At 67.1% G+C, this 19,581-nt stretch carries 19 protein-coding genes; 9 read left to right on the forward strand and 10 right to left on the reverse strand.

Annotation, left to right across the window (positions count from 1 at the left end):
• Nucleotides 1-9 precede the first annotated feature (9 nt).
• Entirely contained in the window at nucleotides 10-1,272 is a 1,263-nt protein-coding gene (locus DZC52_RS07755) for a 6-phosphofructokinase (protein WP_116650558.1), read from the reverse strand.
• 177 nt (nucleotides 1,273-1,449) lie between these two features.
• On the opposite strand from DZC52_RS07755, the gene DZC52_RS07760 reads away from it, so the two are divergent.
• Nucleotides 1,450-2,010 carry an adenylate kinase gene (locus DZC52_RS07760; protein ID WP_116650559.1) on the forward strand — a complete coding sequence of 187 codons (561 nt, stop codon included), beginning with the start codon at nucleotides 1,450-1,452 and terminating at the stop codon, nucleotides 2,008-2,010.
• Here the strand turns inward: DZC52_RS07760 and DZC52_RS07765 are convergent.
• Nucleotides 1,979-2,242, reverse strand: a complete 264-nt coding sequence (locus tag DZC52_RS07765; protein ID WP_116650560.1) for a sulfurtransferase TusA family protein — start codon at nucleotides 2,240-2,242, stop codon at nucleotides 1,979-1,981. The genes DZC52_RS07760 and DZC52_RS07765 overlap by 32 nt on opposite strands.
• Here DZC52_RS07765 and DZC52_RS07770 point away from each other — a divergent pair.
• The 3 genes from DZC52_RS07770 to DZC52_RS07780 are packed head-to-tail and all read left to right on the forward strand — an operon-like array spanning nucleotide 2,241 to nucleotide 4,721.
• A complete protein-coding gene (locus tag DZC52_RS07770) occupies nucleotides 2,241-2,756 on the forward strand; it encodes a hypothetical protein (protein WP_116650561.1) in 516 nt (171 codons plus the stop codon). The genes DZC52_RS07765 and DZC52_RS07770 overlap by 2 nt on opposite strands.
• A 19-nt stretch (nucleotides 2,757-2,775) precedes the next feature.
• Nucleotides 2,776-4,134 (forward strand): UDP-N-acetylmuramate:L-alanyl-gamma-D-glutamyl-meso-diaminopimelate ligase, encoded by a 1,359-nt coding sequence (gene mpl, locus DZC52_RS07775; RefSeq protein ID WP_116650562.1) that lies wholly within the window; start codon nucleotides 2,776-2,778, stop codon nucleotides 4,132-4,134.
• The gene (locus DZC52_RS07780) at nucleotides 4,131-4,721 is read left to right on the forward strand and encodes an LON peptidase substrate-binding domain-containing protein (RefSeq protein ID WP_116650563.1); all 591 of its coding nucleotides are present in this window, start codon (nucleotides 4,131-4,133) and stop codon (nucleotides 4,719-4,721) included. Before mpl ends, DZC52_RS07780 begins: the two co-directional genes overlap by 4 nt.
• On the opposite strand, the gene DZC52_RS07785 is transcribed toward DZC52_RS07780, so the two are convergent.
• Nucleotides 4,691-6,691, reverse strand: coding sequence for a VTT domain-containing protein (locus DZC52_RS07785; RefSeq protein ID WP_116650564.1), 2,001 nt, complete (start codon nucleotides 6,689-6,691; stop codon nucleotides 4,691-4,693). The two genes, DZC52_RS07780 and DZC52_RS07785, sit on opposite strands and share 31 nt — an antisense overlap.
• Before the next feature lie 87 nt (nucleotides 6,692-6,778).
• Here DZC52_RS07785 and DZC52_RS07790 point away from each other — a divergent pair, with 87 nt between their 5' ends.
• Nucleotides 6,779-7,600 carry an SDR family oxidoreductase gene (locus tag DZC52_RS07790; RefSeq protein WP_116650565.1) on the forward strand — a complete coding sequence of 274 codons (822 nt, stop codon included), beginning with the start codon at nucleotides 6,779-6,781 and terminating at the stop codon, nucleotides 7,598-7,600.
• 236 nt (nucleotides 7,601-7,836) lie between these two features.
• Here the strand turns inward: DZC52_RS07790 and DZC52_RS07795 are convergent, their stop codons facing one another.
• Nucleotides 7,837-9,129, reverse strand: a complete 1,293-nt coding sequence (locus DZC52_RS07795; RefSeq protein WP_181918840.1) for a citrate synthase — start codon at nucleotides 9,127-9,129, stop codon at nucleotides 7,837-7,839.
• A gap of 238 nt (nucleotides 9,130-9,367) precedes the next feature.
• Here DZC52_RS07795 and DZC52_RS07800 point away from each other — a divergent pair, with 238 nt between their 5' ends.
• Both DZC52_RS07800 and DZC52_RS07805 read left to right on the forward strand, forming a co-directional pair.
• Nucleotides 9,368-10,108, forward strand: coding sequence for a hypothetical protein (locus tag DZC52_RS07800; protein WP_147307639.1), 741 nt, complete (start codon nucleotides 9,368-9,370; stop codon nucleotides 10,106-10,108).
• Nucleotides 10,109-10,199: 91 nt separating this feature from the next.
• Complete coding sequence (locus DZC52_RS07805; RefSeq protein ID WP_116650567.1) at nucleotides 10,200-11,303, forward strand: hypothetical protein; 1,104 nt, start codon at nucleotides 10,200-10,202, stop codon at nucleotides 11,301-11,303.
• Between the two features lie 59 nt (nucleotides 11,304-11,362).
• On the opposite strand, the gene recG is transcribed toward DZC52_RS07805, so the two are convergent.
• From recG to DZC52_RS07835, 6 genes are all read right to left on the reverse strand, one after another.
• On the reverse strand, nucleotides 11,363-13,420 hold the full coding sequence (recG, locus tag DZC52_RS07810) for an ATP-dependent DNA helicase RecG (protein ID WP_116650568.1): 2,058 nt from the start codon (nucleotides 13,418-13,420) through the stop codon (nucleotides 11,363-11,365).
• 27 nt (nucleotides 13,421-13,447) lie between these two features.
• Nucleotides 13,448-13,837 carry a RidA family protein gene (locus tag DZC52_RS07815; RefSeq protein ID WP_116650569.1) on the reverse strand — a complete coding sequence of 130 codons (390 nt, stop codon included), beginning with the start codon at nucleotides 13,835-13,837 and terminating at the stop codon, nucleotides 13,448-13,450.
• A gap of 84 nt (nucleotides 13,838-13,921) precedes the next feature.
• Nucleotides 13,922-16,036 (reverse strand): RelA/SpoT family protein, encoded by a 2,115-nt coding sequence (locus DZC52_RS07820; RefSeq protein WP_116650570.1) that lies wholly within the window; start codon nucleotides 16,034-16,036, stop codon nucleotides 13,922-13,924.
• A 53-nt stretch (nucleotides 16,037-16,089) separates the two neighbouring features.
• Nucleotides 16,090-16,362: a DNA-directed RNA polymerase subunit omega gene (gene rpoZ / locus DZC52_RS15910; RefSeq protein ID WP_116650571.1), complete on the reverse strand. Its 273-nt coding sequence runs from the start codon at nucleotides 16,360-16,362 to the stop codon at nucleotides 16,090-16,092.
• A 76-nt stretch (nucleotides 16,363-16,438) separates the two neighbouring features.
• Entirely contained in the window at nucleotides 16,439-17,074 is a 636-nt protein-coding gene (gene gmk / locus DZC52_RS07830; RefSeq protein WP_116650572.1) for a guanylate kinase, read from the reverse strand.
• Nucleotides 17,064-17,933: a YicC/YloC family endoribonuclease gene (locus tag DZC52_RS07835; protein WP_116650573.1), complete on the reverse strand. Its 870-nt coding sequence runs from the start codon at nucleotides 17,931-17,933 to the stop codon at nucleotides 17,064-17,066. Before DZC52_RS07835 ends, gmk begins: the two co-directional genes overlap by 11 nt.
• A gap of 86 nt (nucleotides 17,934-18,019) precedes the next feature.
• Here DZC52_RS07835 and rph point away from each other — a divergent pair, with 86 nt between their 5' ends.
• Entirely contained in the window at nucleotides 18,020-18,742 is a 723-nt protein-coding gene (rph, locus tag DZC52_RS07840) for a ribonuclease PH (protein WP_116650574.1), read from the forward strand.
• Nucleotides 18,732-19,334 carry an RdgB/HAM1 family non-canonical purine NTP pyrophosphatase gene (rdgB, locus tag DZC52_RS07845; protein WP_116650575.1) on the forward strand — a complete coding sequence of 201 codons (603 nt, stop codon included), beginning with the start codon at nucleotides 18,732-18,734 and terminating at the stop codon, nucleotides 19,332-19,334. The genes rph and rdgB overlap by 11 nt, the downstream gene beginning before the upstream one ends.
• Nucleotides 19,335-19,581: the final 247 nt, after the last annotated feature.

Raw genomic sequence — 19,581 nt, forward strand, 5'->3', positions numbered from 1 at the left:
CGCAGCGACTCAGACTTCGAAGGGTTCGAGCTTGCGGTCGACGTAGACGAATTCGGGTCGCACGTAGTCCGGCAGGCCGTCCTTGCGGTAGGCGGGATAGGCCTCGCCGCGAATCAGGGGATCGAGGTAGGCGCGGCAGCTCGGCGTGATGCCGAAGCCGTCGGCGGAAATGAATTTCTTCGGCAGGGTCTTCTCGTGGTTGGCGATCCGCGACAGGGGCGCGGCCTCGATCTTCCAGCGATACGGCTGGTCACTCGTGCGCTTGATGACCGGCATCACGCCCGAGCCCCCGTCGATCGCCAATTCGACGGCGGCCTTGCCCACCGCGCGCGCATGCTCGAGATCGGTCGCCGAAGCGATATGGCGCGCCGAACGCTGCAGGTAGTCGCAGACCGCCCAGTGGCACTTGTAGCCGAGATCCTCCTTGACCATGCCGGCGACCACCGGGGCGACACCGCCGAGCTGCTTGTGGCCGAAGGCGTCGGTCGTTCCCGCGTCGGCCAGGAAGGTGCCGTCGGGCGTGCGCGCGCCCTCGGAGACCACCACCGAACAATAGCCGTTGGTCTCGACCGACTTGCGGACCTTCTCGCGAAACTTGTCGCGGTCGAAAGGCACCTCGGGGAAAAGGATGACCTGAGGCGGATCACCCTTCTCGCGGCAGGCCAGGCCGCCGGCCGCCGCGATCCAGCCCGCGTGCCGGCCCATGACTTCCATGATGAAGACCTTCGTCGAACTCGAGGCCATTGCCATGACGTCCAGACTGGCCTCCAGGATGGACACCGACACGTATTTGGCCACGGAGCCGAAGCCGGGGCAGTTGTCGGTCACGGCCAGGTCGTTGTCGATGGTCTTGGGAATGCCGATGCACTGCACGTGAAAGCCGAGCTTGTCGCCGATCTGGGAGACCTTCCAGGCGGTGTCGGCCGAGTCGTTGCCGCCGTTGTAGAAGAAGACGCCGATATCGTGCGCCTTGAACACCTCGATCAGGCGCTCGTACTCGCGCTGGTTCTCCTCGATCGACTTGAGCTTGTAGCGGCAGGAGCCGAATGCGCCGCCGGGCGTTTGATGGAGCGCGGCCACCTCCGACTTCTTGAGCTTGTCGGTGTCGATCAGGCGCTCCTCGAGCGCGCCCATGATGCCGTCTCGGGCGGCGAACACCTTGCCGACGCGGCCGCGATTGGCGCGCGCGGTTTCGATCACCGCCGCGGCGGTGGCATTGATCACCGGCGTCACGCCGCCGGACTGGGCGTAGAGGATGTTCTTTCCGGGCATGGCGTCTGCTCCCTGCTGCTGACTATCTCGGAAGCATATCGGATCGATTTTCATCGTGTGCGCCTTTCGCACCCCGCTCCCACCAACGAACCAACCCAATTTGACACCCCCGGCCTTCGGGGTTAGCTTTGTCGGCTTGATTCCATTCACTCATTGCGCCAACGCAACCGTCTAACCATGCGTATCGTACTGCTCGGCCCGCCCGGCTCCGGCAAGGGCACCCAGGCCGCCCTCCTGAAGGAAAGACTGGGCGTTCCCCACATCTCCACCGGTGAGTTGCTGCGCGCGGCAGTGGCCGAAGGCACGGAACTGGGCAAGAAGGCCAAGGCGGCCATGGACGCCGGCGAACTCGTGTCCGACGAGCTGATGCTGGGCCTGATCGAGGAGAAGCTGGGCCAGCCGGAAGTCGAGCCGGGCTTCATCCTGGACGGCTACCCGCGCAACCAGGCCCAGGCCGAATCGCTGGACGCCCTCCTCGAGCGCCTGGGTCAGCCCATCGATCGCGCCCTGGAGCTCATCGTCGATGAAGAACAGATCGTCGAGCGACTGGCCAAGCGGGCCGAGGAAGAAGGCCGCTCGGACGACACCGAGGACGTCATCCGCAACCGCCTGGCGGTCTACCGCGAAAAGACCGCGCCGATTTCCGAGCACTATGCGAAAAAGGGTCTGCTGGTTCGCGTCGACGGCGTCGGCGAGATCGACGAGATCAACCGGCGTCTGGCGGCGGCGCTGGCCTGACGCGAATCCTGGCGCGCAGCACCCCGTCGCGCGTAACCGCCTCAAGCAATCGGTGGCCGCTTCGCTCGCAGAAAACGGCGAGATCGAGTTCCGCCATCGGATCGGTGGCCAGCACCTCGAGTTCCGAGCCCGGCCCGAGTTCCTCGATGGCCACGCGCGTGTGCCAGACGGGCTGCGGACAGGCCATGCCCCGGCAGTCAACCACTCGAACGTCCGAACCCTGCTCGCCCATGTCTGAATTCGTCTCCCGCCTGGTCGGCGTCATGATGCTCAAGCGCGGCCCGCAGGACCTGCCGGCCGGCACCGTCCCCCTCCTGGCGGCCACGATCCTCTACGTCGCGGCCACCGCGCTGTCCCTGTCGGTCGGCGAGGGCCCGGGCAACACCGCGGGCATCCTGCTGCTGGCCGTGGCCTTGCCGCTGGTACTGACCCGCATTGTACTGGCGCTGCGCAGGCGCCCGGCCCGCTGGATCCAGACGGTCACGGCGCTGTTCGGCACCAGCGGCCTGCTTTCACTGCTCTCGCTGCCGCTCGCCGCAGCAGCGCAAGGCGCTGGCGCCAACGCCAGCCCCGACCCCATCCTGACCGTCGCCAGCCTGGTCCTGTTCTTCTGGTCCTTCGCCATCGACGGTCATATCTGGCGCCATGCACTCGACACTTCCTTTGCCGCAGGACTGGCGGTGGCAGTGGTACTGTTCGCAGTGTCGATGTACGTCATAACCACCCTGGCAGGCCCCCTGTCATGATCGAACGAGCACAACGGCAGTGAAAATCCATATTCTCGGCATTTGCGGCACCTTCATGGGCGGGCTGGCGGCCCTGGCCCGATCCGACGGCCACGAAGTCAGCGGCTCCGATGAGAACGTCTACCCGCCGATGAGCACGCAGCTCGAGGCGCTGGGCATCGCGTTGCGAGAAGGCTACGAGCCGGACAACATCCCCGCCGACGTGGACCTGGTCATCATCGGCAACGCGCTGAGCCGCGGAAATCCGGCCGTCGAGCACGTACTCGACAACGACATCCCCTTCGCCTCCGGTCCACGCTGGCTCGGGGAAACCTACCTGCGCCGCCGCACGGTGCTGGCAGTAGCGGGCACGCACGGCAAGACCACCACCGCGAGCATGCTGGCCTGGATCCTGGAGCATGCCGGCATGAACCCCGGCTTCCTGATCGGCGGCATGCCGGTCGACTTCGGCGTCTCCGCCCGAACCGGCGAGGACCTGTTCGTGGTCGAGGCCGACGAATACGACACGGCTTTCTTCGACAAGCGCGCCAAGTTCGTGCACTACCGCCCGCGCATCGCCGTTCTCAACAACCTGGAATTCGACCACGCCGATATCTACCCCGACCTGGCCGCCATACAGACGCAGTTCCATCACCTGGTGCGCACGATCCCGGGCAATGGCCGCCTGGTCGTCAATGCGGCCGACGGCAACCTGAAGTCCGTACTGGATCGCGGCTGCTGGACCCCGGTCTCGGGGTTCGGCCTGGCCGAGCAGGGCGTGGGCGAGTGGCAAGTCGCGCTCGAGGAGCCGGCCGGGCGCAGGCTCGCCATTCAATACGCCGGGCAACCCGTGGGCACGCTGGAATGGCCTATGACGGGCCGGCACAACGCGCTCAACGCCCTGGCGGCCATCGCTGCTGCCGAGGCTGCCGGAGTCGAGCCGACGAAATCCATCGAGGCGCTTGCGAAGTTCGGCGGCGTGAAGCGGCGCCTGGAGCTGGTCGGCGAGCGCGCCGGCATCCATGTCTACGACGATTTCGCCCACCACCCCACGGCCATCCGCCTGACCCTCGAGGGCCTGCGCCGCGCCGTCGGCAACGCGAGAATTCTGGTGGCGCTCGAGCCGGCCAGCAACACGATGCGCGCCGGCTTTCATGTTGCCGACCTGCCCTCGGCACTGACCGCGGCCGATTTCGTGTGGCTGCGCAGTTCCGACGGCATGGACTGGGACCCGCTCGATGTCATCGAGAAATCCGGCGGGCAGGGCCGCGCCCGCAGCCGGGTGGACAACCTGCTCGAGGATCTGCTGGCCGAGGCCCGGCCCGGCGACCACGTGATCTTCATGAGCAACCGCGGTTTCGAGAACGCGCCGCGGCGATTCTTCGAGAGCCTGGAATGAGCCGAGAGCAACTTCCCCTTTTTCCGCTCAAGACCGTTCTTTTTCCCGGCGCGCCGCTGAGCCTGCGCATCTTCGAGCAGCGCTATCTCGACATGGTGCGCGACTGCGCCCGCTCCGGGACGGGCTTCGGCGTGGTCTGCGCCTGGCCGGCCGAGGAAGAAGGCCGCGCCAGGCACGCACGCATCGGCACCGAGGCGATGATGGTTGATTTCGACCAGCTCGAAGACGGCCTGCTCGGCGTGACCTGCCGGGGCCAGCGCCGCTTCCTGATCCGCGAGACCCGCGCCCGCGACGACGGACTGTTGCTCGGCGAGGTCGACTGGCTGCCGCCGGAGCCGGCCGTGCCCGTGCCGCCGCGCTGCGGCGCACTGCAGACCCTGATGCAGGAACTGATGCGCCATCGCGACCTGGCCGACCATTTCGAAGTGGATATCGAGGATGCCAGCAGCCTGGGGCGCACGCTGGCGGCCAGCCTGGCCCTGCCGGAAGAGCATGCCCAGGCCCTGCTGGAGATGACCGACCCGGTCGCCCGGCTCGAAGGCCTGATCAGCCTGCTTCACGACGCCGACGAAGACGAGGACGGCTGACGAATCAAGCGAAGCCGCCGCTCCCCCACGGCCGGAAGCTCGATCTCGTGGAGCGAGCGCTCGAGCGCCTGCATGGCCGCCTGCCCCTCGCCGGTATCGCGCCAGCGGTTGAACAGGCCCAGGATATCGTCGAGCGCCTCGATACGCACCTGGCCGAGCCAGACCGGTCGGCCGGCGTCTTCGAGCGTGGCCCCGGAAGCCCACAGACGAAGCACCTCGCGACGGCCATCCCGGCGGTCACGGATCAATGTCAGGCTCTCGGGCTTGCCGGCAAAGTCCTTCGGCAGGTGCGGCATGCGCTCGGGTCGGGGGCGTGCGCTCAGCACGGACGACCAGCGCAGGGAGCGGACCTCGGGGCGACGCCAGCCCGCCTCGCCCAGACGCTCTGCCAGCCAGTCCCGCGAGCCCGCGTACTGGAAATCGAAGCGCTGCGTGCGGTCGCTGCCCAGACGCGAGCGAACCTCGGGCAGGGCCCGCCAGCCGCCCGTCCGCCATTGGTCGACCGACATCGATTGTTGCGGTAGCTCCAGGCGGGTAGCCTCGGCCAGGGCCTGGTACCCGCCAACGGCCTGGAAAGTCGTCACGGCCACGAGCAGGCCGTAGAAACACAGGGCCAGCATGCCCGGATGGCGGCGCGGGAGCGCGCGCTGCCGATAGCCGATTCCCACCAGGGCGAGCCAACCGCCGCCCAGGGCCAGCGCGGCCACCACGCCCAGCGGCGTGGCCAGGCCCAGGTAGAAATTGGCGAAGGAGACCAGCGCCAGCAAGACCGAGTTGACCAGGTAGGCCCACTTGCGCCTCGAGGCGCGGATATCCTTGGCGACCATCACGGCGAAGAAGCCCAGCACCACGGTGGTCAGCGTCAGTCCCCGGTGGGGAACCTCGCCGTAGCCGGGCGCCGCACCCGGCGCGGGAAAGAGAAACCCGAACCACCCGTTGAGCAGTTCGGCGAGCAGCCAGCCGCCGGCGGTGGCGGCCAGCCAGTGAGCCGCCGCGTTGGCTCGCCCGAGCGCGAGCATCAGCAGGGCCATGCCGCCGGCCACCAGGGCCAGCACGCGCAGGTCCGAGGCCAGCGCGATGACGATCATCACCGGATCGGCGACATGGTTGCGCAGGCTCGTCGCCATCGACGCCAGCTGGCGTTCGGCATCCAGGGTACCGGCGGCAAAGGGCGCGGCCACGAGCACGCCCAGGAGCACCGCCAGGCAGGCGACCAGGAACAGGCCCAGCAGCGCCACCGACAGGAGCTCACGCCGGCCCGAGCCGCCGAACAGCGGCTGGACCCAGCGTCCGAGCAGAGGGTGCTCACTGGTCCAGCGGATCAGGCTGCGCAGCCACCAGCCGCTGCGGCGCGCCGTATAGGCATAGACCACGCGGGTGGTCCAGATCACGGCCCACAGAACGACCAGCAGCAGCACGAGCACCAGAACGAGCCGTCCGGCAAACTCCGCGGCCAGCTCCAGCGAGGCGCCGAACAACAGGCCGGGCAGCATGTAGATCGGCACCCACACGGCGCAGGCCGGGATGGTCGCCAACAGCATCGTGCGCGGCGGCAGGCTCATGGCGCCGGCGATCAGCGCGCTGATCGGGCGCGTCGGGCCCAGCAGGCGCCCGACAAAGACACCCTTGCCGCCGTGCCGCGCCACAGCAGCACGCGCACGTGCCATCAGGTCGGGATGGCGCCTCAGCAGCGGCCAGCCGTCGATGCGGTCGCGATAGTGACGCCCCACCCAGTAGCTGGTCCAGTCGCCGCCGAGCGCGCCGGCGAAGGCCGCCAGCCAGCACCACAGGAACAGCGACAGGTCGCCGCTGACCACCGCGCCGATGATGAACAGCAGGATCACACCGGGGAGCAGCAGGCCCAGCACCGCCAGGGACTCCAGATAGGCGAACACCGCGGACAGGGTGATGAGCCAGCCCGAATGGGACTGGACCAGCTCGAAGATTCGGTCGATCAGGCTCGATTCCATGCCGGGTGCTTCAGCGCTGGGCCGTGCGAATGCGGGGTGTGGCCATTAGGATATGCTCTCAGCCTGCCATTGAGGAACCATGAAACCATGACCGCATCGCTTGAGGGCAAGACCCTTTTCATCACGGGCGCATCGCGCGGCATCGGGCTCGCCATCGCGCTGAAGGCCGCCGCCGACGGCGCCAACGTGGCCGTCGCGGCCAAGACCGACCGGCCGCACCCGAAGCTTCCCGGGACCATCCACACGGCCGCCGAGGAAATCGAGAAAGCCGGCGGCCGGGCGCTGCCGCTGAAGGTCGACATCCGCGACGAGACGGCGGTGGCCGAAGCCATGGCCACAACGGCCGAGACTTTCGGCGGCATCGACGTGCTGATCAACAACGCCTCGGCCATCTACCTGGCGCCGACGCCGGACGTGCCGATGAAGCGCTATGACCTGATGCACAGCGTCAACACGCGCGGCACCTTCGTGTGCTCCCAGGCCGCCCTGCCCTACCTGGAGAAAGCCGGCAACCCGCACATCCTGAACCTCTCGCCGCCGCTCAACATGGACCCCAAGTGGTTCGCGCCGCACGTCGCCTACACCATGGCCAAGTACGGCATGAGCATGTGCGTGCTGGGCATGGCCGAAGAATTCCGCGATCGCGGCATCGCGGTCAACGCCCTGTGGCCGAAGACGGTCATTGCCACCGCCGCCCTGGCGATGCTCGGCGACGCCGTGAAACCGGAAAACTGCCGCAAGCCCGAAATCCTGGCCGACACCGCCCACTGGATCCTGGCGCAGCCCTCGCGGGAAGTCACCGGCAACTTCTTCATCGACGAGGACGTGCTCGGGAAGATGGGCGTCACCGACCTCGACCAGTACGCCGTCGAGCCGGGCAAAGAACTGCTGCCCGATCTGTTCCTCTGAGGTTAGGCGCCTGGTCGCGTGGTCGAGTCCCGTGGATCAGGGGCGTTAGTTATGGCGTGCTGCTTGGCTTCTCGCAAAGGCGCTAAGGCGCGATGAACGCAAAGAAAGACGAAAACCCAAAGAGATTGAATAGTGCGGCAACGCCGAGCCGATGGTAACCGTTTCAGACCCGATTCAATTCTCTTTTCACTTCCTTTGCGCCCTTGGCGCCTTTGCGCCTTTGCGAGAAAATCCTTTTAGTTCCTGCGCTCTATCGGCACATAGTCGCGTTCGCCCGCGCCGGTGTAGACCTGGCGGGGGCGGCCGATGCGATGGGGCGTGGCGGATTGTTCGAGCCACTGGCTGACCCAGCCGACGGTGCGGCCGATGGCGAACATGGCGGTGAACATGCTCGTCGGGATACCGAGTGCCTTGTAGATGATGCCCGAATAGAAGTCGACGTTGGGGTAGAGCTTGCGCTCGACGAAGTAGTCGTCCTCCAGGGCGATCCTCTCGAGCTCCATGGCCAGGTCGAGCAGCGGGTCGGCCTGGCCCAGGTCGTCGAGCACCTCGTGGCAGGCCTTTCGGATGATCGTCGCGCGCGGGTCGAAGTTCTTGTAGACGCGATGCCCGAAGCCCATCAGGCGGAACGGATCGTTCTTGTCCTTGGCCTTCTCGACGTACTTGCCGACCTGGTCGACGCTGCCGATCTCGTTGAGCATGTTGAGCACGGCTTCGTTGGCGCCGCCGTGGGCCGGCCCCCACAGCGCGGCAATGCCGGCGGCGGTACAGGCGTAAGGGTTGGCGCCCGTGGAGCCGACCAGGCGCACCGTGGAGGTCGAGGCATTCTGCTCGTGGTCGGCGTGCAGGATGAACAGCAGGTCCAGCGCCTTGGCGGCGACCGGGTTGACCTCGTAGTCCTCGGCGGGCACCGAGAACATCATGTGCAGGAAACGCTCGGAATACTTCAGCGAGTTGCGCGGGTAGGCGCTGGGCCAGCCCATGTAGTGGCGGTAGGCCGCCGCGGCGATGGTCGGCATCTTGGCGATCAGGCGTTTGGCGGCCAGGTCGCGCTGCTCGGGGTCGTTGACATCGAGCTTGTCGTGGTAGAAGGCCGCCATCGAGCCGACCACGCCCGAGAGGATGGCCATCGGGTGCGCGTTGTAGTGAAAGCCCGAGATGAAGTTGTTGACCTTCTCGTGGACCATCGTGTGGTACGTGATGTCGCGGTCGAAGGCCGCGAACTGGTCGCTGGTCGGCAACTCACCGTAGAGCAGCAGGTAGGCGACTTCCAGGAAGCTGGAGTTCTCGGCCAGCTGCTCGATCGGATAGCCGCGGTAGCGCAGAATGCCTTCGTTGCCGTCGATGTAGGTGATGTCGCTCTTGCAGCTGGCCGTTGCGCCGTAGCCCGGATCGTAGGTGAAGTAGCCCAGTTCGGAATGCAGCCTGCTGATATCCAGGGTCGGGTCGCCTTCGGTGCCGGCGACGACCGGCAGGTCGAGGGTCTTTCCGGATTCGTGATCAGTCAGGGTGAGTTTGCGTTCAGTCACCTGGGCTCTCCTTAGGAAACGTTGACGGGAAATCCGGACGACGCACGCGGGCACAGTACCGCGCCGTACGGAACTCCGTAGTATCGCATATTGCTCAAACGGCTTCCATGATCGGGTAGGCGAGATCAAGGCGCCGTGTGCACTGCTGCCCGAGCCGCTGTCCTCTTTCGCGCCCCCCGGGCGGCGTGGATAATGATCGGCGGTCCAGTTCCATTCTTCAGCCACCCGGAGGGCGCCCGTGCTGTCCCGTCGACGAATCGTTTCCTGGTTGTTCTTCGGCAGTGTCATCCTGCTGGTGACCGCCTGGAGCAACCGCGACAACTTCGATTCGGACATGTGGATCCACCCGGCCGTGGCCGACGAGCCCCGCCAGTCGCCCGTCGACGAGCCGGAGTTCACCACGCACGCCAACGACGTCGACTACATCGTGCGCCCGAAGTACCGCTACGAGTTGACCGGGCTGGTCGTCTCCTTCAAGCGCTTTTCGCAGGACTACGGGCTGCACAAGCGCTGGAACGACTTCATCAACGTCGCCGACGTCTGCGTGGTCTGGGGCGACAACGCCACCGACGTGGACCTCAACGCCTTCGATTTCTGGAACGGCGAATTCACCTGCACCTTCTCGACCCGCAACGAAACGGCCTGGCGGCGCTTCGACAAGAACAAGCTCTCCAACAACCACCTGATCACCGACTCGCCGCGGGTGCGCGAGGTCATCGAGGAACTCGAGGTGGGCGACCAGGTCCGCTTCAGCGGCTGGCTGGCCGAGTACGGCGAGCCCGGCGGCCCGTTCCGCAGCACGAGCACCACGCGCACCGACACCGGCGACGGCGCCTGCGAGACGGTCTACGTCGCCGACATGGAAATCGTCGGATCGATGAGCACGATCTGGCGCCACCTGGTCTGGCTGTCTGTGGCCGGCCTGCTCGTCAGCATCGTGCTGTGGTTTCGCACGCCCCATCACCAACTCAGGCGCTGAAGCGGATGCGCCGACCCCGTTGCGTTGACGGCTCCCGGGCCTTCGGCTAGGGTCGGCTCCTCAAGGGGCTGTTCGCACACGGAGGATCGCCGTGATCCGCTGCACCTGCAAGACGCTCGTCCTGACCACGCTTCTGCTCGCGACGACGGCCCACGGCCGGCCGATCGAGGCCGACGTCACGGGCAACTGGTACTACCCGCAGCAGCCCGGCCACGGGCTGCAGATCGAAATCCTCGATCTCAGCCGGGCCGTCGTGGCCTGGTACACCTTCGACGCCGAGGGCCGCCCGCTCTGGCTGATCGGCAACGGCAGCATCGAGGGCGACACAATCCGCGCCGAACTCCACCGCTACGACGGCACCCGCTTCCCGCCGGATTTCGACGCCGGCGAGATCGAAGGCGAGCTCTGGGGCCGGATCGTCTTCCGCCGCACCGGCTGCAACAGCGCCGCCTTTTCCTACACCCCGGAGGAAGGCATCTACCAGCCGGCCGAATTTCCGCTCGAGCGGCTCACGCAGATCGACGGCCTGAACTGCAGCGAACCGGGCCCCTGGCCGCAGCAGCGGCGCTGGACTCCGACGGCAGGTTCATCGGGCTTCGAGGCCCTGTTCCTGGACTACCCGGTCGGCAGAGAGGACCAGTTCGACCTGGCGTCCGGCGTCGAGCCGCTGCCCGAACCCTGGGGAGCGAAGCACGGCCTGCGGATCAGCGGCAACAACGCCTCCGACGACCTGATGATGGTGCTCATGCGGCCCGTCGACGGCCTCGAGCCGAACACGCGCTACGACGTCGAGCTGGAAATGCAGTTCGCCACCAACGAACCCAGCGGCTGCAGCGGCGTGGGCGGCTCGCCCGGCGAATCGGTCTTCATGCGACTGGGGGCCGCCGGCGAGCAACCCGGCGCCGTAATCGTCGACGACTACCGGCGCGCGAGCATCGACCTGGGCCAGCAGGCCAACCCGGGCGAGCGCGCGCTGAGCGCGGGCAACATGGCCAACGGCGCCGACGAGTCCTTCTGCACCGGCACGGACGCGCCCTGGCGGCTCAAGCGCGTTTCCACCACCGGCCAGGAATTCTCGGTCACCAGCGACGAAACCGGCCGAATCTGGGTCTACGGACTGAGCGACTCGGCCTTCGAAGCGACCACGACCTGGTACCTCACGGAGTTCGTGCTACGCCTGGCAGAGACGGAGTGAGCAACTAGCCCGGAACCCTGAAACCTGAAACCTGAAACCTGAAACCTGAAACCTGAACCTCAGACATCCACGAACTGCTCCGCACCGCCCAGCCAGCGCTCGATAACGACATCGGCGCCGGCGACATCCAGGGACTCCGCCAGCGACTTGACCGGCTCGAGCAGGTCCGCGTCTCGGGCCAGGTCGGCGACCCGGAAGCGCAGCATGCCCGTCTGGCGCGTGCCCAACACTTCACCGGGGCCGCGCAGCTCGAGATCCCTTTCGGCAATAACGAAGCCGTCGGTCGTCTCGCGCATGGTCTCCAGGCGCTTCCTGGCCGTCTCGCCCAGCGGCGGCTTGTAGATCAGCACGCAGGCGGCCTGCTCGCTGCCGCGCCCGACCCGGCCGCGCAGCTGGTGAAGCTGCGATAGCCCGAGCCGCTCGGCGTTCTCGATCATCATCAAACTGGCGTTGGGCACGTCGACGCCGACTTCGATCACCGTCGTGGCGACCAGCAGGGCGGTCTTGCCGGAGGCGAAGGCATCCATCACGGCCTGCTTGTCGGCCGGCTTCATGCGACCGTGGATCAGCCCGACGCTGAACTCCGGCAGGGCCGCCGACAATTCCTCGGCAGTGGTTTCGGCCGCCTGCGCCTCCAGCACGTCCGACTCCTCGATCAGCGGACAGACCCAGTAAGCCTGACGGCCCTCGCCGAGCGCCCGGCGCAGCCGCTCGACGATCTCCTCGCGCCGGCCCTGGCTGAGCACGACCGTGGTGACGGGCTTTCGCCCCGGCGGCAGCTCGTCGATCACGGAAATATCCAGGCCGGCATACGCGGTCATGGCCAGGGTGCGCGGAATCGGCGTGGCCGTCATCACCAACTGATGCGGCGAGCGCACGCCCTCGCTGCCCTTGGCCGCCAGGGCGAGGCGCTGGTGGACGCCGAAACGGTGCTGTTCGTCGACGACGATCAGGGCCAGGTCCCGGAATTCGACGCCCTCCTGAAACAGGGCGTGCGTGCCGATGGCGATGCTGGCCTCGCCCGCCAGCCGCGCCAGGGCTTCGCGTCTCGCCTTGCCCTTGACCTTGCCCGCCAGCCAGACCGGCTCGATGCCCAGCGGCTCGAGCCACTGCGACAGGGTCCGGTAGTGCTGTTCGGCCAGGATCTCCGTCGGCGCGACGATGGCGGCCTGGCGCCCGCTGGCCGCGGCGGCCAGCAGGGCGAAGGCGGCCACCAGGGTCTTGCCCGAGCCGACATCGCCCTGCAGGAGACGACGCATCGGGCGCTCGGCTCCGAGATCTTCCATGATCTCGCCGACTACCCGGCGCTGGGCGCCCGTCGGCTCGAAGCCGACGACCCCGAGCAGCTTTTCCTGGAGGGCCTCGTCGGGTTTCAGCGCATACGCGCGCTGGCGCGCTCGCGCCTGGTTGAGCCGGGTCAGGGCCAGGTGATGGGCCAGCAGCTCTTCGGTGGCCAGGCGCTGCACGGCCGGATGGTGGCCGTCGATCAGGGCATCCAGATTCTCCTCGGGGCCGGGCCGGTGGATGATTCGAAGCGCCTCCTGGAGGGGCGGCGACTCGCTCGAGCCGAGCGGATCGGCGAGCCGGATCTCACCGTCCAGGAGTCGATCGACCGCGGCGTCGATGATCTTCGCCAGGGTCGCCTGTGCCAGCCCCTGCGTCACCGGGTAGATGGCCGTCAGGTGCTTCGGCAGGGGCGGCGGCTCGCCCTTGCCCAGCACCTGGGCCTGCGGATGGGCCATTTCGAAGCCCTGCGGCCCGAAGCGCACGTCGCCGAAACAACGCACCCGGTTACCTTCACGGTACATGCGCAGCTGCGACGGGAAAAAACGAAAGAAGCGCAGCGTGAGCTGACCGGTATCGTCGGCCAGGGTTACCAGCAGCATGCGGCGGCGGCGTTGCACGACCTCCTGGTGGACCACGCGGCCTTCGACCTGGACGCGCGTTTCCGGTCGAACCCGCCCCAGCGGCACGATGCGCGTGCGGTCCTCGTAGCGCAGCGGCCGGTGGAAAAGCAGGTCGAGTTCGCAGGTGATCCCCAGCGCCTTGAGGCGCGAGGCCACCTGCGGCCCGACGCCGTGAAGCTCGGCCACCGGGGCTTGTCCGCGATCGGTCACCTTCGAGTCAGGAAGCGAAGGCCTGGCTCAGCCGTCGCCGAGCACCATCACCGCGTCCATTTCCACCGGCACACCCTTGGGCAGGCCCGACACCTCGATCGTAGCGCGCGCCGGATAAGGTTCGGAGAATCTTTCGGCCATCAGTTCATTGACCACTCCAAAGCGGCCGAGATCGGTCAGAAAGATGTTGAGCTTGACGACGTTGTCGAGCGAGCCGCCCGCAGCTTCGGCAATTGCCGCCAGATTGTCGAAGACCCGGTTCACAAGGTCAGCGAAGTCGCCTTCTACGACCTCGCCTGTGGCGGGGTCCAGCGGAATCTGACCCGACAGGTAGACGGTCTCGCCCGCGCGGATTGCTTGTGAATAGGGTCCGATGGCGGCGGGGGCGTGATCGGATTGAATCGGCATCTTGCTCATAGCGTCTCCTCGATTTTTTGTTTCGCGTGAGTGGCGCGGATCGCGAACCAGCCGACGATCCCGCCAGCAAACGATTCCTTCAAGTTAAGCAATTTCCCGACTCACCCTCAACACATGCCGATTGCGGCGCAGCCTGCGCATCACCCGCGCCAGCTGGTCGCGGCCGGTGACCGCCAGGGTGAACTGGAGGGTGGCGGTCTCGCGTGTGGTGGAGGGCTGTTCGACGCGTTCGATGTTGGCGCCGACTTCGCTGAGCGTGGCCGACACGGACGCCAGCACGCCGGGGCCGTTGACGGTGACGATCTTCAGGCGAACCGAGAAGTAGCCGTGCATGACCGGCGCCCAGTCGACGTCGATGCAGCGCTCGGCGTGGTCCTTCTTGAGCTCGGGCACGTTGGGGCAGCGCTGGCGGTGGATGACCAGGCCCTTGCCGGGCGAGAGGTAGCCCATGATGGGATCGCCGGGCACCGGGTGGCAGCAGTTGGCGTACTCGATCGCGCTGCCTTCGGTGCCGCCGATGGTCAGCGCCTCCGACTCGGGCTCTTCGCTGGTGCGGCGCTGGGTCAGCGGCAGCAGCTTGTGAGCGACCACGCGCGCGAGCATGTCGCCGCGGGCGATTCGGGTGAGCAGGTCCTCGAGGCGCTCGAGCTTGAGCTTCTTGAGGTAGCGATCCAGTCTTCGCTCGGAAATCTTCTCAAGCGAGTAGCCGCGACGCGCCAGCGCCTGGTCGAGCAGGCGGTGGCCGATCGCCACGGAATCGGCCTGTTCGAGGTTCTTCAGGTGGGCGCGAATGCTCGAGCGCGCCTTGGAGGTCGCCACGAACTCGTGCCACTCGGGCTGGGGCGTGGCGCCCTTCTGGGTGATGATCTCGACGGTCTGCCCTGATTCCAGGCGCGTGTTGAGCGGCACCGGCTCGCGGTCGATGCGCGCGCCGACTGCCTGGTTGCCGATATCAGTGTGGATAGCGTAGGCAAAGTCAAGCACCGTCGAATCGGCCTTGAGATCGATGATCTTGCCCCTGGGGGTGAACACGAAGACTTCGTCGGGAAACAACTCGGCCTTGGCCGAGTCCATGAACTCTACCGAATCGGAGGCGCGCGACTGGGTTTCGACCAGCTTGAGCAACCAATCGCGGGCGCGCACGGCAGTCTGGCCGTCGGGCGTTGCCTTGTAGAGCCAGTGGGCGGCGGCACCCTTTTCGGCGACCAGGTCCATTTCCTCGGTGCGGATCTGGATCTCGATGGGCACGTCGAAGCGCGAGTTGACCACCGTGTGCAGCGACTGATAGCCGTTGGGCTTGGGCAAGGCAATGTAGTCCTTGAAGCTGCCGGGCTTGGGCTTGTAGAGCGCGTGGACCACGCCCAGGGCCTGGTAGCAGTGCGGCTCGGACTGCGTCACGATGCGGAAGGCGTAGCGATCCATGACCTGGTCGAAGCTCAGGGACTTGTCGCGCATCTTGCAGTAGATGCTGTAGAGCGTCTTGGTGCGCCCCTCGACCCGGGCCGGGATGCCGGACTCGCTGAGCCGCTTCTTGAGCGCGTCGGTCACCGAGTCGATGATCTCGGCGCGATTGCCTGCGCCCTGCTTGACCCGCTGGCTGAGCACCCGGTAGCGATTCGGGTGGCGGTGCCGGAAGCCCAGGTCCTCGAGCTCCTCGCGCAGCTCGTTCATGCCCAGGCGCGCGGCGATGGGCGCGTAGATGTCGAGCGTTTCGGTGGAGATGCGCCGCTGGGACGACGGCGACATGTGGCCGATCGTGCGCATGTTGTGCAGGCGGTCGGCCAGCTTGATGAAGATCACCCGCAGGTCCCGGCTCATTGCCAGGAGGAGTTTGCGGAAACTTTCCGCGTCCGCCTCCTGGCGGGTGCGGAACTTCATCTTGTCGAGTTTCGTGACCCCGTCGACGAGCTTGGCGATCTGCTCGTCGAACTGCTCGGCGAGATCGTCGTGCTCGACCTCGGTGTCCTCGATGGTGTCGTGCAGGATGGCCGCGGCGATGGTCTGGTGGTCCATGCGCATCCCGGCGAGGATGTGCGCCACCGCCACCGGGTGCATGATGTAGTCCTCGCCGGAACGGCGCTTCTGGCCCTCGTGGGCCCGGGCGCCGGTTTCGTAGGCGCGCAGCACGACGGCCACGTGCTGCGGTTCCAGATAGGTGTTGAGCAGGTCCCTGAGTTCGCGGACCGGGGCTGGCAGCATGGCGGCGTTCCGGTCGGCTAAGGGGTCCTCATGGAATCAACTCAGCGGACGGATCAATCCAGGTCGTCTTCCGGCGGCGCGGGGACTTCGGCCTGCATGGCCGCCAGGCGGGCGTCCAGTTCGGCCTGCAGCTGGGCGATGTTCTCGTCGTTGACTTCGCCTTCGGCGATCTCGCGCAGAGCGATGACCGTGGGCTTGTCGGATTCCTCGTCGACCAGCGGGTCGGCGCCGTTGGCGATCATGCGGGCGCGCTGGGCGGCGGACATGACCAGTTCGAAACGGTTCGGCACCGCCTCGATGCAGTCTTCTACGGTTACTCGTGCCATGGTTCGTATCTACTCCGGAGTTTGAACCGGGACCGCTCGGGCCGCGTCCGGCCGCTGTCGGGGTCCCGACAGAAAATCAATCGGTTATTGTACCGCCGCCGGCGCTTTCGTCCAATAGCTCGTCCACTATTGCCTGCTGGCGCTGGCGCCGCAGCGGCCAGGCCCGCACGATCGCCAGCAGATCGGCCAGGGCCTGGTCGAAATCGTCGTTGACGACCATCCAGCGAAAGTCTCCGCAGGCGGCGATTTCGCGCCGGGCCTCGCCGAGGCGTCGTTCGATGACCTCGGGCGAATCGGAGCCGCGGGCGCGCAGCCGCTCGGCCAGCACGGCCATCGACGGCGGCAGGATGAAGATGGTGCAGACATCGGGGTGCGATCGCAGGATCTGTTCGGCGCCCTGGACGTCGATTTCCAGCAGCACGTCCCGGCCCGAGCCCCACAGGGCCTCCACGCGGTCGCGGCGGGTGCCGTAGTAATTGCCGTAGACCTCGGCGTATTCGATGTAGTCGCCATCGGCGATGCCCCGCTCGAACTCCTCGACCGAGACGAAGTGGTACTGCTCGCCGTCGATTTCGCCCTTGCGTGCCGGACGGGTGGTATCGGAAACCGACAGCGCGATCTTCGGGCATTGCTGCAGGAGCGACCGCATCAGGCTGGTCTTGCCCGCGCCGCTGGGCGCGGCGATCAGGAACAGGTCGCCGTCACTCGACATTCTGCACCTGCTCGCGCATCTGCTCGACCAGCACCTTGAGTTCGACCGCGGCCTGGCCGACCTCGGCCAGGGTCGCTTTCGAGCCCAGGGTGTTGGCCTCGCGGTTGAGTTCCTGCATCAGGAAATCCAGGCGGCGGCCGACCGGCTCGTCGAGCGCCATGACTCTCCTGACTTCGGCAACATGCGTCTCCAGCCGGTCGAGCTCCTCGTCGACATCGAGCTTTTGCAGCTGCATGACCACTTCCTGTTCGATGCGGCCCTCGTCGACGGCGACGTCGAGGGACTCGAGCTTCTCGCGAAACCGCGCATCCACCGCCGCGCGGATGGCCGGCATGCGCTCGCGCACCAGCCGGGCCTGGGCCTCGATGCCGGCCAGGCGCTGCTCGATCATCGCCGCGATCGCGCGCCCCTCCTGCTCGCGCGCGGCGATCAACTCGTCGACGGCTTCGTCGAACAGGGCAAGCGCCGGTTCGTAGGCGGCATCGAGGTCGCTGTCGGCCTGCTCGATCAGGCCGGGCCAGGACAGCAGGTGGACCAGGTCGGGCTCGGCGCTGCCGCCGGCCAGGTCGGCGATCTCTTCATGCGCGCGAAGCAGGGTGCGGGCCACGTCGAGATTGATACGCATGTCGGCGGCCGCCGCGGCCGGGTCGGGCTGGAACTTCAGCGAGACTTCGACCTTGCCGCGACCCAGGCGCGCCTTGAGCCGGCTGCGAACGCCGGGCTCCAGCGCCCGGAAGTCCTCGGGCAGGCGCAGGCTGGGGTCGAGAAAGCGCTGGTTGACCGAGCGGATTTCCCAGGTCAACTGGCCGGCCTCCAGGTGGCCGGAGCGCCGGGCGTAGGCGGTCATGCTTCTGATCATGGCAATTGTCGTCGGGCCACAGAGCCGCTGGAAACAGTCCGACATGGTACCCTTCCCCGACCCCCGAGAGAAAGGAAACCCCGGTTTTGACCCGACCGTCCGGACGCCAGAACGACGAACTCCGCCCCGTGACCATCCAGCGCCATTTCACGCGCCACGCCGAGGGCTCCGTGCTGATCAGCTGCGGTGAGACCAAGGTGCTGTGCAACGCCAGCGTCGAGGAACGCGTCCCGCCCTGGCTGCGGGGCAAGGGGCAAGGCTGGGTGACCGCCGAGTACGGCATGCTGCCGCGCGCCACCGGCACGCGCAACATGCGCGAGGCCACGCGCGGCAAGCAGGGCGGGCGCACGCTCGAGATCCAGCGGCTGATCGGCCGCAGCCTGCGCGCCGTCATCGACCTCGAAGCCCTGGGCGAGCGCACCGTCACCCTCGACTGCGACGTCCTCCAGGCCGACGGCGGCACGCGCACGGCTTCGATCACCGGCGCCTACGTGGCCCTGGTCGACGCCATGGACGGCCTGTTCGATGCCGGCAAGGTCAAGAAGAGCCCGATCCACGGCCGCGTGGCCGCCGTGTCGGTCGGCATGCTCGGCCCGGACCCGGTGCTCGACCTGGACTACCGCGAGGACTCCGGCGCCGACACCGACCTCAACGTGGTCATGAACGACGGCGGCGGTTTCATCGAGATCCAGGGCACGGCCGAAGGCCACGCCTTCCGCCGCGACGAGCTCGACGGCATGCTCGAGCTTGCCGAGAAGGGCATCAGCGAACTGATCGCCGCACAGGACGCCGCGCTCGATGGCGCTTGACGGCGGCAAGCTGGTCCTGGCCAGCGGCAACAAGGGCAAGCTCCGCGAGCTGGCCCACATGCTCGAACCGCTGCACATCGAGGTCGTCTCCCAGGCCGAATTCGACGTCACGCCGGTCGAAGAAACCGGCCTGACCTTCGTCGAGAACGCCCTGTTGAAGGCGCGCGAGGCGTCGCGGGTTTCCGGCCTGCCGGCACTCGGCGACGATTCCGGCCTGGTGGTCGACGCGCTCGACGGTCGTCCGGGCATCTACTCGTCCCGGTTCGCGGGCGAGTCCGCGTCGGACGCCGACAACAATGACAAGCTCCTGGCGGAACTCGTCGACCTGCCGATGGAACGGCGAACCGCGCATTTCCATTGCTGCCTGGTGCTGCTGCGCCAGGAGGCCGACCCGGTGCCGATCATCGCCGAGGGCATCTGGCACGGCCACATCCTGGAAGCCCCGCGCGGCGAAGGCGGCTTCGGCTACGACCCTCTTTTCCACGATCGCAAACTGGGCGCAACGGCCGCCGAGTTGCCGATGGAAGAAAAGGCCCGCGTCAGCCATCGCGGTCTCGCCTTGGCGGCCCTCGTCGAACAGCTGAACGGTTGAGAAGGGGGTTCCGAGTTCGGGAAGAAGACGGGTTCGGGGTTCAGGGTTCCGGGTTCCGGGTTCCGGAAAACACAGGGCAATTCTGGGGATAGGAGCTGGTTGTCTTGCCCGTTGCTATCGGCGAGCTAGGTATTCGGGTTGTCGGCATCGGATGCGCGGCTTCGCCAAGCGCTCCGGAACCCCGAACCGACGCAAAGCGTCGTCCCGGCCCCCGAGCCGGGACCTCCCCACCGAAGGCGCCAACCGA

The organism is Wenzhouxiangella sediminis, from assembly GCF_003410055.1.
GTDB classification, from domain to species: Bacteria; Pseudomonadota; Gammaproteobacteria; order Xanthomonadales; family Wenzhouxiangellaceae; genus Wenzhouxiangella; species Wenzhouxiangella sediminis.

What these genes read in the sequence shown, in the direction of transcription:
- DZC52_RS07815 (WP_116650569.1), bottom strand. Translation starts at nt 13,837, where the DNA reads ATGAGCAAGATGCCGATTCAATCCGATCACGCCCCCGCCGCCATCGGA.
- DZC52_RS07820 (WP_116650570.1), bottom strand. Translation starts at nt 16,036, where the DNA reads ATGCTGCCAGCCCCGGTCCGCGAACTCAGGGACCTGCTCAACACCTAT.
- DZC52_RS07790 (WP_116650565.1), top strand. Translation starts at nt 6,779, where the DNA reads ATGACCGCATCGCTTGAGGGCAAGACCCTTTTCATCACGGGCGCATCG.
- rpoZ (WP_116650571.1), bottom strand. Translation starts at nt 16,362, where the DNA reads ATGGCACGAGTAACCGTAGAAGACTGCATCGAGGCGGTGCCGAACCGT.
- DZC52_RS07770 (WP_116650561.1), top strand. Translation starts at nt 2,241, where the DNA reads ATGTCTGAATTCGTCTCCCGCCTGGTCGGCGTCATGATGCTCAAGCGC.
- DZC52_RS07755 (WP_116650558.1), bottom strand. Translation starts at nt 1,272, where the DNA reads ATGCCCGGAAAGAACATCCTCTACGCCCAGTCCGGCGGCGTGACGCCG.
- DZC52_RS07835 (WP_116650573.1), bottom strand. Translation starts at nt 17,933, where the DNA reads ATGATCAGAAGCATGACCGCCTACGCCCGGCGCTCCGGCCACCTGGAG.
- gmk (WP_116650572.1), bottom strand. Translation starts at nt 17,074, where the DNA reads ATGTCGAGTGACGGCGACCTGTTCCTGATCGCCGCGCCCAGCGGCGCG.
- DZC52_RS07760 (WP_116650559.1), top strand. Translation starts at nt 1,450, where the DNA reads ATGCGTATCGTACTGCTCGGCCCGCCCGGCTCCGGCAAGGGCACCCAG.
- DZC52_RS07780 (WP_116650563.1), top strand. Translation starts at nt 4,131, where the DNA reads ATGAGCCGAGAGCAACTTCCCCTTTTTCCGCTCAAGACCGTTCTTTTT.
- rdgB (WP_116650575.1), top strand. Translation starts at nt 18,732, where the DNA reads ATGGCGCTTGACGGCGGCAAGCTGGTCCTGGCCAGCGGCAACAAGGGC.
- DZC52_RS07765 (WP_116650560.1), bottom strand. Translation starts at nt 2,242, where the DNA reads ATGGGCGAGCAGGGTTCGGACGTTCGAGTGGTTGACTGCCGGGGCATG.
- DZC52_RS07785 (WP_116650564.1), bottom strand. Translation starts at nt 6,691, where the DNA reads ATGGAATCGAGCCTGATCGACCGAATCTTCGAGCTGGTCCAGTCCCAT.